Consider the following 13,188-nt stretch of genomic DNA (forward strand, 5'->3'; position numbering starts at 1 on the left):
CGGTCAAGTTTTGGGCAGGGTGCCTGCTTCGACCGTCTGCCGTTCGTCGGCGGGGTCGCGAAGGCCATCGCGGAAGCTCTCGAGCCGGGCTCGATAGCCTTCGGCGTCGCCAAATTCGAGGAATTCATAATAGCGCTTGTGCGGGTGGCTGATCCGCATCGCATGCTTGATCGGACACCAATATTGCTCGGTGCGGCTCGATATTTCGCGAACATAGGCGATGACGCCATTGCCATAGCCGCAATAGGCGCAGTTGAGCGCCTCGATCCAATTGAGATAGGCAAGTCGGCCGCGATCGATCGCGATATAATCCGAACGGTTGACCCGGGGGATGCCATAGGCGCGGAAGCATATCGCCTGAAAGACGCTCGCCCAGGCGTCGAGAAGAGCGAGCGGCACGATCATCGAATAGATGATCGGCGCGGTGATGATGGTGGCCGGTGATGCCTGCTTCAGCAGTCTGGTCACGCTGATACGCAGCTCGCGCTGCTGCGCTACTATTCCTTCCTCGAACCGGATCATGCGCTGTTTGATCGACCAGCCGAGCGCACGGCGGCGCTGCTCGATCTCGCGGTCGAGCTCGGCCTGGAGGCGGACGATCTCGGTGGCGAGTTCTTTCATCCGCGCCGTCATGGGGTGATGATGACCTTGAGCGCGCCGGTCTCGGCGGCGCGGGCAAAAACATCATAGGCCGTCATCGCATCGGCGAGCGAAAAGCGATGGGTGATGAGCAGCGAAGGATCGAGCTTCGCGGCGGTGACTGTCTTCAGCAGCATCGGCGTGCTCACCGTGTCGACGAGGCGGGTGGTGATCGAGATGTTGCGCGACCAGAGTGTCTCGAGGTGCAGATCGGCCTTGACCCCGTGAACGCCGATATTGGCAATCGTTCCGCCCACCGCGACCAGCTCCTGGCAGAGTTCGAAAGTCGCGGGCACGCCTACGGCCTCGACCACGGTATCGACGCCTCGCCCTCCGGTGAGCGCCATGATCGTCGCTGCGGGATCGCTTTCGCCGCTTTCAACGAGATGCGTGGCGCCAAAGCGGCCGGCCACGGCGAGACGATTCGTGTCGATATCGATCATGAATATCGCTGCAGGCGAATAAAATTGGGCGGTGAGGAGGCAAGCAAGCCCGATCGGGCCGGCCCCGACGATCGCGACCGTGCTCCCCGGCTCGATCTTGCCGTTGAGCACCCCGCATTCGAAGCCCGTGGGAAGAATATCGCTTAGCATGACCAGCGCTTCCTCGTTCGCGCCGGCGGGTATCGGATAGAGGCTGGTGTCGGCGTGCGGGATGCGGACATAGTCCGCCTGGGTGCCGTCGATGCTGTTGCCGAGGATCCAGCCCCCCGTCGCGCAATGCGAATAAAGGCCGCGCCGGCAATATTCGCAGCGGCCGCAGGATGAGATGCAGGAGATGAGGACATGGTCGCCCGGCTTGAAGGCCGTGACGGCCGGTCCGACCTCCTCGACGACGCCGACCCCTTCATGCCCGAGAATGCGGCCCGGCGTGCAGGTCGGCACATCGCCTTTGAGGATATGCAGATCGGTCCCGCAGATCGTCGTGTGGGTGACGCGCACAAGCGCATCGCCCGGCTCGGTGATCGAGGGCTTTGCAACCTCGTCGAGCGATTTCGAACCCGGGCCGTTATAGACGAGCGCTTTCATAAAGCCTCCGATGTTGGAGTCCGCCGCGCGGTCTCTGGGGCATAACCATAGTCCGGCAGGGTGCGCGCAAGGCATTCGTAGAATCCCTGACTTCGGCGGGCCCTGATCGCAGCTATGATCGGACTGCGAAAAGAGAGGACAAGGCGATGGCGATGTTTGCAGCGCGAGAGGAGCGCAAGGAGCGAGGCGGCTATGCCAATTTGTGGTGGCCGCTTGCGATTGGCGGCGGGGCGGGAGCCGTGCTCCTGCTTCTCCAGTTCACGCCGCGGCCCTTTCTCATGACGGTGACCGCCATCCTGTGGCTGGTCGCGCTGATGGTGGGAGCCTCGTGGGTGCAGACCCGCGAGGCAAGGATGGCGGCGCGCCGGTCCGAACGCATCGCCTGGCGCATTGCTGGCGGCGCCTATCTGATGGCGGCCGCGGTCTTGGTTTCGGACCCGCTTCTCGGAAAAGAAGTAATGGATCTGGCGCTTGCCGGCGGCCTCGCCGCTTCGGGCCTTGCCCGGCTGTCGGTCGGCCTGGCCCGCAAACCGGGCGGCCGACGCTGGCTCTTTGTCTCGGGCGCCTTCACGATAGGTGGTGCCATGATGATCGGCTTTGGATGGCCCTTTCCGGCCGTCATCCCGGCGATCAAGATATTGGCGCTCGACCTGCTGATCCTCGGCGCGATGCTGATCCTTGCGCAGACGGGCGGCGCGGACCCGCCGCTCCAGTCGCCGCGCAGCCGATAGCTGACGTTAGGAGAGCATGGCGGGCAGCCCCCTCCGTAACATTACGGAATGCGCTTCGGGCAGCAAGCGCTACGCTCCGATGGCAGAGGAGTTCGTCATGGATGCGACGATTATCCAAGCCCCATCGGATCGGCGCCGGTCCCCCGGGTCGGTGACGCCTTTAGCAAATCCAGACCGCGCTCTGCCGGGTCCAGGCGACGGCCAAACGGACGCAAGCGACTTGCCGGCACTCTCACCCTGCGGCGATCCGGCGCGCCGCACAACAAGGATGACCGACATGAGCGATCAGGCATTGGACATGACACTCTCGGAGCCCGGCGAGATTCGCATCGCGACCCGCGACAATGTGGAGCTTGTGCTGCGCCCCGTCGCCGCCGCCGACAGCGACCGGGTAAACCGGTTTTACGATAGCCTGTCCCCCGACGATATGCAGTTCCGTTTCCTTAGCGCCCAGCCGCATCTCTCGCCCTCGCAGCTCGCCGCGATGATCGCGGTCGATCATCGTCACCGCGAGCATCTTCTCGCTCTCGACCAAGCAGACGGCGCGCTCGTCGCCAGCCTGTTCCTTGCCGCCGACGCGCCGTTCGAGATGGCCGAGGTCGCGATCGCGGTCGCACCGACTCACAAGGGACGCGGCGTCGGATGGAGCTTGCTGCACCATGCCGTCGATCTCGCGCGAAAGCGCGGGATAAAACGTCTGCGCGCGATCGAGAGCCGCGCCAATCGCGGCGCGATCGAGGTCGAGCATATGGTCGGCTTCCGCTCGAGCGATTATGAGGGCGACGCGACGCTGGCGCTACTTGAGATCGATCTGCGCCAGACGTCATAGCTGGGCGCAGACAGGAAGCAGATTTAGCGGACGCCGGTGATTTTAGGAACATTTCCAACGAAGGCAGGTGTCGAACTTCGACAGCGCTGAGGTTTTTTCTGAACCGTTGGAAACATGTCGTTTCGTTTAGTTCGATTCGGACGGCAAAGAGCCGAAGGTAAGCATGTCAGCCTCGAAAAGACGTCGAGGTGCTTACGCGGCGAAATCGGCGCTCGTAAGCCTATTGTCGATATCGCATCAAATCGTTGAAATACAACGAGAAATGGCGCACCCGAAGGGATTCGAACCCCTGGCCTCTGCCTTCGGAGGGCAGCGCTCTATCCAGCTGAGCTACGGGTGCCGGTAGAGCGCGGCCTCTAGCAAGAGCTTCGGTCGCCAGCAATGGCCTATCGACCGCCGCTCGCGGATATGCGAAGCGGGCGACGAGGCAGGGGAAAGCCATGGTGTCCGAACAGAGCTGGCCGATGGCCGCCGACCTTTATGGCGAGATGCATCTCGAAACGCAGCCACCAGCCCAGCGGCGATGGCGCGATTATCTGCCAGGCGCTTTCGTCACCGGCATCGCCGCGCTCGCCGCAGCCTGGCTCGCCGATCATTATGCCGCGCCGCTCGTCCTGATGGGGCTTCTCATCGGCCTCGCCCTCTCCTTTCTGTCGCAGGACAAGCGCACCCACGCGGGGCTCGACCTGATGTCACAGACTGCGCTGCGCTTCGGAATCGTCCTCGTCGGTGCGCGGATCACCGCTGAACAGCTCGCCGAGCTTGGCCCGCTGCCCTTCGCCCTGCTCGTCCTCATCATGCTCGCCGTGATTATCGTGACCGTCGCGAGCGCACGCTTGTTCCGGCAGGAAAAGCACGCGGCGCTGCTAGCCGGCGGCGCGACGGCAATTTGCGGCGCTTCGGCAGCACTCGCGCTCTATTCGCTGATCGGCGACAAGCGCGTCGACCAGGCGCGTTTCACGCTGACGCTCGTGGGCATCACCGTGGCGAGTGCGCTCGCGATGACGGTCTATCCGATCCTCGCCGCGCAGCTTTATCTCACGGATCAGCAGGCAGGCTTTCTGATCGGCGCGTCGATTCATGACGTCGCACAAGCGATCGGCGGCGGCTTTTCCTTCTCGCCGGCAGCGGGGGAGGTCGCGACAATCGTCAAGTTAACGCGCGTCGCGTTGCTCGCGCCGATGCTGATGCTCGTCGCACTCTGGCTCGGGCGAAGCGCCAAAGGCGACAAGCAGGACGGCGACAAGCCGCGCATTCCGCTGCGGCTCCCGTGGTTCATTCTAGGGTTTCTTGCGGTCGCGGCGGTCAATTCGCTCATCTCGATCCCGAAACCTGTCCAAAGCGCCGCCGCGACCGGCGCCCAGGCGCTGCTCCTTCTCGCCATCGTCGCGACGGCGATGAAGGCGCGCCTGCATCTGCTGCTCGACCAAGGGTGGCGCAGCTTTGCACCGATCATCGTCGCGACGCTGACGAGTTTCCTGCTTTCACTTGCTGCCGCGCTGAGCCTATGACGCCGCGACGTCACATTAACGATTTGAAATATCAGCCTTTCGGGAGCGCCCAGCTAACCGTCAGCTGCGTCGCGCGGCGCGGGATGTCGAGCTTCGCTTCGCTGAAATTCACCTTTTCATTCGGCGGCAGCATCCGCACCGGCGGTTTAATCGTCCAGCTGTAGACGATCGTTCCCTGCGCATCGCGCAGCTCAGCCAGGATCGGCGGGACGCGCTGTTCGCGATCGGTCGGGTTGATGATGACCCCCGACGCCGCGAAATAGATCGTGCCATCGGCCAATTCGCGATGATCCTGGTTCGGCGGCAGCTCGATCACGAGATCGGGCTCGTTGATCATCCCCGGAATTCCCAGACCCTGCGCCCAGCTTGGCAGCCCGAACCAGTAGAGCCCCGCCGTCGCGGCGAGCATCAGCGCCGCAGCGCTCGCCGCGATCCACGTCCAGCGCTTCGCCGGATTGCGCCTCGGACGGCGGAAAGGGAGCGGCGAGTCGTCGGCTGGCGGCTGGACAATCGGCGTTTCACGCGCGGCAAAGGCCTCGGGCGGCGGAGCCGGTGCGGCTTCGGCGACCGGCTCTTCGACGAAGCGCGTCGGCGCCGGAGACGGTTCGGCGGGTCGCACGACGGGTTCCGGCGCGGGCGCCGGAGCCGGGGCCGGTGAAGGCGACGAGATCGGGGAAGGCGTCACCGCAGGTGCGGGCGCCGCCGGTTCCTGGAACCAGCTGTGTCGGCAATTGGCGCAGCGCACGGTGCGCCCCGTGGGTCCTATCGCCGTATCGGGCACGACATAACGCGTATGGCAGGACGGGCAGGCAAGGATCATTGCCTCTCTAAACACGGCGATTCGCGCGTTGCAAGCGCCGCGTGACGCGGCGGGGCCGCCTCCTTCCCAACAGAGCGCTTTACCTCGGTGGGCAGGCGTGTAACAGGCAAGGCCATGAGCGCTGGGGCTCCCTTCTTCCGCGGTTCTGCAAAAGCGCGACGCCGCGCCCCGGCGGCGTCATGACATCCACCCCCCGTCCCGGCGGCGCGATGGTCGAGTTCAGCGGCGTCGGCCTGCGCTATGGCCCCGACGCCGAAATCCTCTGCGACATCAGCTTCAACCTCCAGCCCGGCAGCTTTTATTTCCTCACCGGGCCGTCGGGGGCAGGCAAGACCTCGCTGCTCAAGATGCTCTATCTGGCCCAGCGCCCGAGCCGCGGGATCGTGCGGCTGTTCGGCGAGGATCTGGTCAATATGCCGCGGCACCGCCTGCCCGGCTTCCGCCGCCGCATCGGGGTGGTGTTCCAGGATTTCCGTTTGATTCCGCACCTTTCGGCGCGCGACAATATCGCGCTGCCGCTCCGCATTGCCGGGGTAAGCGAAGAGGATCTGGCCGGCCCGGTCGGCGAGATGTTGAGCTGGATCGGGCTGGGCGAGCGCGCCCACGCCTTTCCTCCAACCTTGTCGGGCGGCGAGCAGCAACGCGTTGCGATCGCGCGGGCGGTGATCGCACGCCCCCAGTTGCTCGTCGCCGACGAGCCGACGGGTAACGTCGATCCCGACATGGCGATGCGATTGCTCGGACTGTTCGAGGCCTTGAACCGCCTCGGCACGACGGTCGTCGTCGCAACCCACGATATCCATCTGATCAGCCGGATCGAGAATGCGCAGATGATGCGGCTCGAAAAGGGCCGCCTCGCGGACCCCACCGGTGCGCTGCGCTATCCGCCGAACCGCCAATGATCATACCGCGCGTTCCCGTCCAGCACCGCCGCCTGCTACCCGACCGCCGCCTGTCGGGGCCGACGCCGTGGGTCATTGCGATCCTGATGCTGCTCACCCTGCTCGCCGCCGCAGCGGGGATCGGCCTCGCGCGCTCTGCCAATGCAATCGGCGACGCGATCGCGGGACGCGTCACGGTGCAGATCGTCACCGCGAACCCCATTACCCGCGCCGAACAGGCCGCCCGGCTGCGCCGCACCGCCGCCGCGCAGCCCTTCGTCCGTTCGGCGCGCGCCGTCGAGCAGGCCGAGCTCAAGGCGACTCTCGGTCAATGGTTCGGCAGCGACGAAGGCGACGATCCGGTGCTCAATTCGCTGCCGCTTCCCGCGCTTGTCGATATCGACTTCGTCGGCGAGGATCGTGCCGGGCATATGGGGCAGCTCCGTGCGCTTGTCGCGCGCGAGGCGCCGGGCGCCCGTATCATCCCGCACGCCGAATGGCTCGGCCCCGTCGCGCGGCTGATCCGCTCGCTCGCCTGGGTCGCGGGCGCACTCGTTGTCCTGATGACGCTCGCCAGCGCCGCTGTGGTGATCATGACGGCACGCGCCGCGCTCGGCACCCATTATACGACGATCGAGATGCTTCACATGATCGGCGCGACAGACCAGCAGATCACCCGCCTGTTCCAGCGCCGCATCGCGATCGATACGGCCTATGGCATCGCGCTTGGCAGCGCCGTCGCGGCGCTGGTCCTGCTGGTCATCGGCTGGCAATGGTCAGGAATCACCTCGGGGCTCGCGGCGACCGCGTCGCTCGGCATCGCCGGCTGGTCGCTCTTGCTGGCGCTGCCGCTATTGGCTATCGCGCTGGCAGCCTTAACGGCGCGACAGACCCTGCTCGCCGCTCTTCAGAAGATATTATGATCAAGCGCCTGATTTCGCTCCTCTTCCTGGCCTGGGTGCTCGGCTTCGCCTGGTTTGCGCTGTTGCTGCCGCAGCCGGCGCCGGCTGCAAAGGCCGATGCGATCGTCGTCCTCACCGGTGGCCCGGGACGCATCGACCGCGGGCTCGAACGGCTGGAGGCAGGCGACGCCAAGCGCCTGCTGATCAGCGGCGTGGCGCGCGAAGTGAAGCCGAGGGAGCTCGCCGCAGAATATAAGCGCCCGCAAAAGCTGTTCGATTGTTGCATCGCGCTGGGGTTCGAGGCCGAGGATACCCGTTCGAACGCGACCGAAGTTGCGACCTGGGTTGCGCGGCGCAACTACCATAGCATCCGGCTCATCACGACCGACTGGCACATGCGCCGCGCCGAATATGAGATCGGCCGCGCGGTCGGCGACAAGGTGACGATCCTGCCCGACGCGGTGCCGAGCCAGCCGAATTTCGCCACGCTGTTTCGCGAATATAACAAATATCTCGCGGGGCTGGCGGGCGGCCTGCTCGGGCTCTGAGGATCGTCCGATGCACTATACCGTCGCTCTGATCCGCTCGATCCTGTTCTGGGCCGCCTTCTTCATCATGAGCAGCATCAGCTCGATCGGCGGCGTGATCGCGCTGCCGATTTCGCATCGCGGCACCATCTTCTTCGTGCGCATCTGGGCGCAGGCGCACCGGATCTTCTGCCGCTTCCTGCTCGGCCAGACGATCGTCGTCGACGGCGAGATGCCCGATATTCCGGTGCTGTATGTCTTCAAGCATGAATCGGCGTTCGAAACGGTCGAGCAGCCGATGCTGTTCAAGCATCCTGCGGTCTTTGCCAAGGAAGAGCTGTTCTCGATTCCGGTCTGGGGTCAGGCGGCGCGCTTTTACGGCCTGATCCCGGTCGACCGCGATGGCGGCGGCAAGGCGATGCGCGCGATGCTCGGCGCCGCGAAAGACGCGCTCGCGGCGGGGCGCCCGCTAGTGCTGTTTGCCGAAGGGACACGCGTACCACATGGGCAGGCGCCGCACCTTCGCCCCGGCTTTGCCGGCATGTACCGCCTGCTCGGCGTTCCGGTGATCCCGGTCGCGGTAAACAGCGGGCTCGCTTTCCCGCCGCGGCGCTGGGTCAAATGGCCGGGCACGATCACCTATAAGGTCGGCGACACGATCCCTGCCGGCCTACCGCGCGAGGAAGCCGAAGAGCGAGTGCGGGCGGCGATCAACGCCTTGAACCCGCCCGAAGCGTTGCTGGAAAGCTCAACCGCTATCTAGACTCAGTTCGCATCGAGCGAAAATGGCGTTGGCCTAATGCTTGCGACCGAAGTCGGGCGCCGGATCATCCTGGCCCTCGGCGATGATCGAGCGGCGGATCGCGCGGGTACGCGTGAACCAGTCCTCAAGCTTGTCTGCGTCGCCACGGCGGATCGCCTGCTGCAACACGGTCAGATCCTCGTTGAAGCGCTGCAAGGTCGCCAGCACGGCATCGCGGTTCGCCAGGAACACGTCGCGCCACATCACTGGATCGCTCGCCGCAATGCGCGTGAAATCTCGGAAACCGCCGGCCGAATATTTGATCACTTCGCTTTCGGTGACTTCTTCCAGCTCGCTCGCGGTGCCGACGATCGTATAGGCGATCAGGTGCGGCAAATGGCTCGTCACCGCGAGCACCATGTCGTGGTGCGCAGCGTCCATCAGGTCGACCTTGGCGCCCAGTGCTTCCCAGAAGCCGGTCAGTGCCGCCACGGCGTCCTCGGGCGCTTCGACCCCCGGCGTGACGATGCACCAGCGCCCCTCGAACAGCGTCGCAAATCCCGCCGCCGGCCCGCTATTCTCCGTTCCCGCGACCGGATGCGCAGGAATCACGACATGGTCGGGCAGCGCTTTGGCGAGCGCGTCGGCGACGCTGCTTTTCGACGAGCCGACATCCGAAATGATCGCATCGGCCTTCAGCCCTGGCGCAATGGCGTTCGCGGCATCGGCCATGCGGCCGACAGGTACGGCCAGAATCACCAGATCGGCCCCGGCGACCGCCGCGGCCGCATCGTCGGCGATCGTATCGCACAGCCGGAGATCGCGCGCTTGCTGGCGCACATCCGGGCTGGCGTCATGGCCGGTCACCACAACGGACGGCATACGCGCCTTGACTGCACGCGCGATCGACGAGCCGATCAGGCCGAGCCCGACGACGGTCACATGCGCGATCGTCATCAGCCGGCCAGCGCGGCGCGGATCGCTGCCGCAAGCCCGCGCGTTTCCTGTTCGGTGCCGATGGTCATGCGCAGCGCGTTCGGCAGCCCCTGCCCCGGCAGCCAGCGGACGATATAGCCCGCATCCATCAACCGGTTATACGCCGTCTCGGCGCTGACATCGCCCTCAAACAGTACGAGCAGGAAGTTGCAAGCCGACGGCACGACGCGAAGGCCATGATTGCCGAGACTTTCGATCTCCTGCGCCAGCCAGGCGCGCCACTTGGCGTTATGCGCCCGGCTGTGCGCGACAAATTGTTCATCGCCGAGCGCCGCAACCGCTGCGGCCTGCCCTGCGCGGGTGACATTGAACGGCAAGCGAATACGGTGCAGCGCCGAAATCACCTCGGCGCTTGCATAGCCCCAGCCGATACGCTCGGCGGCGAGGCCGTGAATCTTCGAGAAGGTCCGCGTGATAAAGACATTCGGCTGCGTCTTCGCAAGCTCCAGCCCGCCATCGTCTTCGGCGTCCGACAGATATTCGGAATAAGCCTGGTCGATCACGAACAGCACGTCCCTGGGCAAGCCAGCATAAAGGCGCGCAACCTCTTCACGCGTCGCGAGCGTACCGGTCGGATTGTTCGGATTGGCGAGATAGACGACGCGTGTCTTGGCCGTCACTGCTGCGAGCAACGCATCGACATCGGTCGCATAGTCGCGGTCGTCGGCCTCGACCGGCACGGCACCGACGCGGCGCGCCGCAATCTCGTAAACCGCAAAGCCGTAACGCACGTACAGAATCTCGTCGCCCGCGCCGGCGTAGGTCCCCGCCGCGAGGTGAAGCAGTTCGTCCGACCCGTTGCCGCAGATGACCCGCGCCGGATCGAGCCCGAACTTCTTTGCGATCGTCTCGCGCAACTCGGCGGCGCCGGGATCGGGATAGCGCGACAGCGCGTCGGCAGCGGCAAGCGATGCGCCGAACGCTTCGCGCGCCTTGTCGCCCGTGCCGAGCGGGTTTTCGTTTGCCGACAGCTTGATCAGCGGGCGACCGTCGGCGCCCGCCGACTTGCCGGGAACATAAGGCGCGATGCCGCTGATCCACGGCTTGGGCGTAAGGGTCGGGGTCGCATCGGTCATGCGGCGCCGTTTAACGGCTGGGGCCGCTGAGTCCAGTACGTTGACAGGGTGCGCCTGCCCGCTTAGCTCCGCGCGAACGATGGCGAGCCTGCTCCACCAGATCCAGCACCAGAGCGTGACGATCGACGCGCCGCTGCCGCTTGACAGCGGCCAGGCGTTGCCGTCGGTGACGATCGCCTATCAAAGCCATGGCGCGCTCAATGCCGACAAGTCGAATGCCGTGCTGGTTTGCCACGCGCTGACCGGCGACCAATATGTCGCGAGCGACCATCCCGCGACCGGCAAACCCGGCTGGTGGGCGCGCATGGTCGGTCCCGGCAAGCCGATCGACACCGACCGTTTCTTCGTGATCTGCGCCAATGTCCTTGGCAGCTGCATGGGAACCAGCGGTCCCGCAACGCCCGATACGGCGACCGGTACGCCGCTCGGCATGCATTTCCCCGTCATCACCATCGCCGACATGGTGCGCGCGCAGGCGATGCTGCTCGATCACCTCGGCATCGCGCGGCTTCATGCCGTCATCGGTGGATCGATGGGCGGAATGCAGACCCTTGCCTGGGCGGCAAACTATCCCGATCGCCTCGCCTCGGCGGTCGTCATCGCGAGCGCGGCACGGCATTCAGCGCAGAATATAGCCTTCCACGAGGTCGGACGGCAGGCGATCATGGCCGATCCCGATTGGCAGGACGGCCAATATTATGGCAGCGCGCGCGCGCCGACCAAGGGCCTCGCGGTCGCGCGCATGGCCGCGCACATCACCTATCTTTCGGAAGAAGGGCTGACCGAGAAGTTCGGGCGCCGCCTGCAGGCGCGCGACATCAAAAGCTTCGGCTTCGATGCCGATTTCCAGGTCGAATCATATCTGCGGCATCAGGGCCTGGCCTTCACCGACCGTTTCGACGCCAACGCCTATCTCTATATCACCCGCGCTATGGACTATTTCGATCTCGCCGACCCGCACGACGGGCGCCTGGCGGGGGCGTTCGCGGGCGCGAAGGATGTGCGCTTCACGCTCGTCAGCTTCGACACCGACTGGCTCTATCCAACAGCCGAATCGCGGCGCATCGTCCAGGCTCTTCATGCGGTCGGCGCCGCGGCGAGCTTCGTCGAACTGTCGGCGCCCTTCGGTCACGATTCCTTTCTGCTCGAGGTCCCCGCGCTCGACCGGATCATGGCGGGCGCTTTGGGGACAGGGTGGTAATGGCGAAGTTGCGCCCTGACCTGGAAATTATCGCAGACGCGATTCCCGGCCGCACCCGCGTGCTCGACATCGGCTGCGGCGACGGCGCGCTGATGGCCGAGCTGCGCGCGCATAAATATATCGATGCGCGCGGGCTTGAAATCGATGGAGCCGCGATCGAGGCAGCGATGGCGCAAGGGCTGTCGGTCGTTCAGGGCGACGCGAACCGCGATCTCGCCGATTATCCCGGCGACGCGTTCGATTATGCCATCCTGTCGCAGACCTTGCAGACGACCGAGCGCCCCGACCGCGTCATCGACGAACTGCTGCGCATCGCGCCGCGCGCTTTCGTCAGCTTCCCCAATTTCGCGCATTGGCGCATCCGGCTGGCGCTGCTGTGGGGCGGACGCATGCCGGTCACGCGGCTGCTGCCCGTCGCGTGGTACGAAACTCCCAATATCCACCACGTCACGGTCAGCGATTTCCGCGACCTTGTCCGCGACAAAGGGATAAAGGTCGAGCGTGCCTGGTATCTGTCCGGCGACAAGCCGACGAGCGATGCCGCGGCGAGTTGGCGCGCCGAACATGCGATCTTTCTGATCGCCCGTTAGCACGCCGCCTTCGTGCGGGCGACGTCCAAGCGCTAATCCTGCTTTTTCAGCCCGTTTGCGAGCAAGTCGTTCGCGACCCGCGCGATCTCGGCGATGTCGGCATCTTCGTCCCACAGGCCGTAACGCATGCCCAGAAAGACGTTCATTCCGCCGATGGCCCACGCATGGATCTCGCCAACGTCGGCGCGTATCTCGCCACGCGCCGCGCCACCCTCGAGCCGCTGGCGCACGCGCGCGACGGTCGTTTCATAATGGCGGCGATAGCTGGCATAGTCGACGAACTCGGCTTCATCGATGATGCGATAGATTTCCTTATGTTCGCGCACGAAGCCCAGATAGGATTCGAGCCCGATGCGCTCGGCGCTGATCCCGTCGGGGGCCGCCTGAACGCGCGGCGTGACATGGTCGCGCAGCTGTTCGCTCATATAGCGGACGAGCGCCTGGAAGATTTCGTCCTTCGAATCGAAATAGGTATAGAAACTGCCGAGCGCAGTCCCCGCGCGGCGGGTGATGCCGCTGATCGAGGCTTCGTGAAACCCGCGGTCGCCAAACTCGATCGCCGCCGCGTCGAGCAGCTTGCGCAGGGTCCTGCGGCCACGTTCGGTGCGCGGCGTCTTGTCGCGATGTTCGGTCCCGCCCGACCCGCCTTCGCTCGTCGCTGATTGCGGCTGATCCATGACTGCCTTCCGTCTCCCCGCTCCGTTCGGCTTTCCCT

At 65.2% G+C, this 13,188-nt stretch carries 15 protein-coding genes and 1 tRNA gene; 9 read left to right on the forward strand and 7 right to left on the reverse strand.

Annotated elements, in window-relative coordinates:
* Positions 1-3: 3 nt before the first annotated feature.
* On the reverse strand, positions 4-621 hold the full coding sequence (locus tag ACO055_RS13095) for a hypothetical protein (protein ID WP_422059329.1): 618 nt from the start codon (positions 619-621) through the stop codon (positions 4-6).
* Between the two features lie 8 nt (positions 622-629).
* Positions 630-1,667 (reverse strand): zinc-dependent alcohol dehydrogenase family protein, encoded by a 1,038-nt coding sequence (locus tag ACO055_RS13100; protein ID WP_422059330.1) that lies wholly within the window; start codon positions 1,665-1,667, stop codon positions 630-632.
* Between the two features lie 146 nt (positions 1,668-1,813).
* Between ACO055_RS13100 and ACO055_RS13105 the strand changes: the two genes are divergently transcribed.
* Complete coding sequence (locus ACO055_RS13105) at positions 1,814-2,398, forward strand: hypothetical protein (protein ID WP_422059331.1); 585 nt, start codon at positions 1,814-1,816, stop codon at positions 2,396-2,398.
* 277 nt (positions 2,399-2,675) lie between these two features.
* On the forward strand, positions 2,676-3,227 hold the full coding sequence (locus ACO055_RS13110) for a GNAT family N-acetyltransferase (protein ID WP_422059332.1): 552 nt from the start codon (positions 2,676-2,678) through the stop codon (positions 3,225-3,227).
* A gap of 263 nt (positions 3,228-3,490) precedes the next feature.
* Here ACO055_RS13110 and ACO055_RS13115 read toward each other — a convergent pair.
* Positions 3,491-3,567, reverse strand: a tRNA-Arg gene (locus ACO055_RS13115).
* A gap of 100 nt (positions 3,568-3,667) precedes the next feature.
* Here ACO055_RS13115 and ACO055_RS13120 point away from each other — a divergent pair.
* Positions 3,668-4,738, forward strand: a complete 1,071-nt coding sequence (locus tag ACO055_RS13120; protein ID WP_422059333.1) for a YeiH family protein — start codon at positions 3,668-3,670, stop codon at positions 4,736-4,738.
* Positions 4,739-4,769: 31 nt separating this feature from the next.
* Here the strand turns inward: ACO055_RS13120 and ACO055_RS13125 are convergent, their stop codons facing one another.
* Complete coding sequence (locus ACO055_RS13125; protein ID WP_422059334.1) at positions 4,770-5,558, reverse strand: zinc-ribbon domain-containing protein; 789 nt, start codon at positions 5,556-5,558, stop codon at positions 4,770-4,772.
* Positions 5,559-5,737: 179 nt separating this feature from the next.
* Between ACO055_RS13125 and ftsE the strand changes: the two genes are divergently transcribed.
* From ftsE to ACO055_RS13145, 4 genes are read left to right on the forward strand one after another with little or no spacing between them, the layout of a single operon-like run.
* Positions 5,738-6,460, forward strand: a complete 723-nt coding sequence (ftsE, locus tag ACO055_RS13130; RefSeq protein WP_422059335.1) for a cell division ATP-binding protein FtsE — start codon at positions 5,738-5,740, stop codon at positions 6,458-6,460.
* Positions 6,457-7,362 carry a cell division protein FtsX gene (locus tag ACO055_RS13135; RefSeq protein ID WP_422059337.1) on the forward strand — a complete coding sequence of 302 codons (906 nt, stop codon included), beginning with the start codon at positions 6,457-6,459 and terminating at the stop codon, positions 7,360-7,362. The genes ftsE and ACO055_RS13135 overlap by 4 nt, the downstream gene beginning before the upstream one ends.
* Positions 7,359-7,889, forward strand: coding sequence for a YdcF family protein (locus tag ACO055_RS13140; RefSeq protein WP_422059338.1), 531 nt, complete (start codon positions 7,359-7,361; stop codon positions 7,887-7,889). The genes ACO055_RS13135 and ACO055_RS13140 overlap by 4 nt, the downstream gene beginning before the upstream one ends.
* Before the next feature lie 10 nt (positions 7,890-7,899).
* Positions 7,900-8,631 carry a lysophospholipid acyltransferase family protein gene (locus ACO055_RS13145; RefSeq protein WP_422059339.1) on the forward strand — a complete coding sequence of 244 codons (732 nt, stop codon included), beginning with the start codon at positions 7,900-7,902 and terminating at the stop codon, positions 8,629-8,631.
* A gap of 33 nt (positions 8,632-8,664) precedes the next feature.
* Here the strand turns inward: ACO055_RS13145 and ACO055_RS13150 are convergent, their stop codons facing one another.
* Together ACO055_RS13150 and hisC are read right to left on the reverse strand one after the other, a co-directional pair.
* Positions 8,665-9,567: a prephenate/arogenate dehydrogenase family protein gene (locus ACO055_RS13150; protein ID WP_422059340.1), complete on the reverse strand. Its 903-nt coding sequence runs from the start codon at positions 9,565-9,567 to the stop codon at positions 8,665-8,667.
* Positions 9,567-10,682, reverse strand: a complete 1,116-nt coding sequence (gene hisC, locus ACO055_RS13155; RefSeq protein ID WP_422059341.1) for a histidinol-phosphate transaminase — start codon at positions 10,680-10,682, stop codon at positions 9,567-9,569. Before hisC ends, ACO055_RS13150 begins: the two co-directional genes overlap by 1 nt.
* Positions 10,683-10,761: 79 nt before the next feature.
* Here hisC and metX point away from each other — a divergent pair, with 79 nt between their 5' ends.
* Entirely contained in the window at positions 10,762-11,883 is a 1,122-nt protein-coding gene (gene metX / locus ACO055_RS13160; protein WP_422059342.1) for a homoserine O-acetyltransferase MetX, read from the forward strand.
* Positions 11,883-12,473, forward strand: coding sequence for a methionine biosynthesis protein MetW (gene metW / locus ACO055_RS13165; protein ID WP_422059343.1), 591 nt, complete (start codon positions 11,883-11,885; stop codon positions 12,471-12,473). Before metX ends, metW begins: the two co-directional genes overlap by 1 nt.
* 32 nt (positions 12,474-12,505) lie before the next feature.
* Here the strand turns inward: metW and ACO055_RS13170 are convergent, their stop codons facing one another.
* Positions 12,506-13,150 (reverse strand): TetR/AcrR family transcriptional regulator, encoded by a 645-nt coding sequence (locus ACO055_RS13170; RefSeq protein WP_422059344.1) that lies wholly within the window; start codon positions 13,148-13,150, stop codon positions 12,506-12,508.
* Positions 13,151-13,188: the final 38 nt, after the last annotated feature.

Origin of the sequence: Sphingopyxis sp. (assembly GCF_965227415.1) — a bacterium.
GTDB lineage: Bacteria > Pseudomonadota > Alphaproteobacteria > Sphingomonadales > Sphingomonadaceae > Sphingopyxis.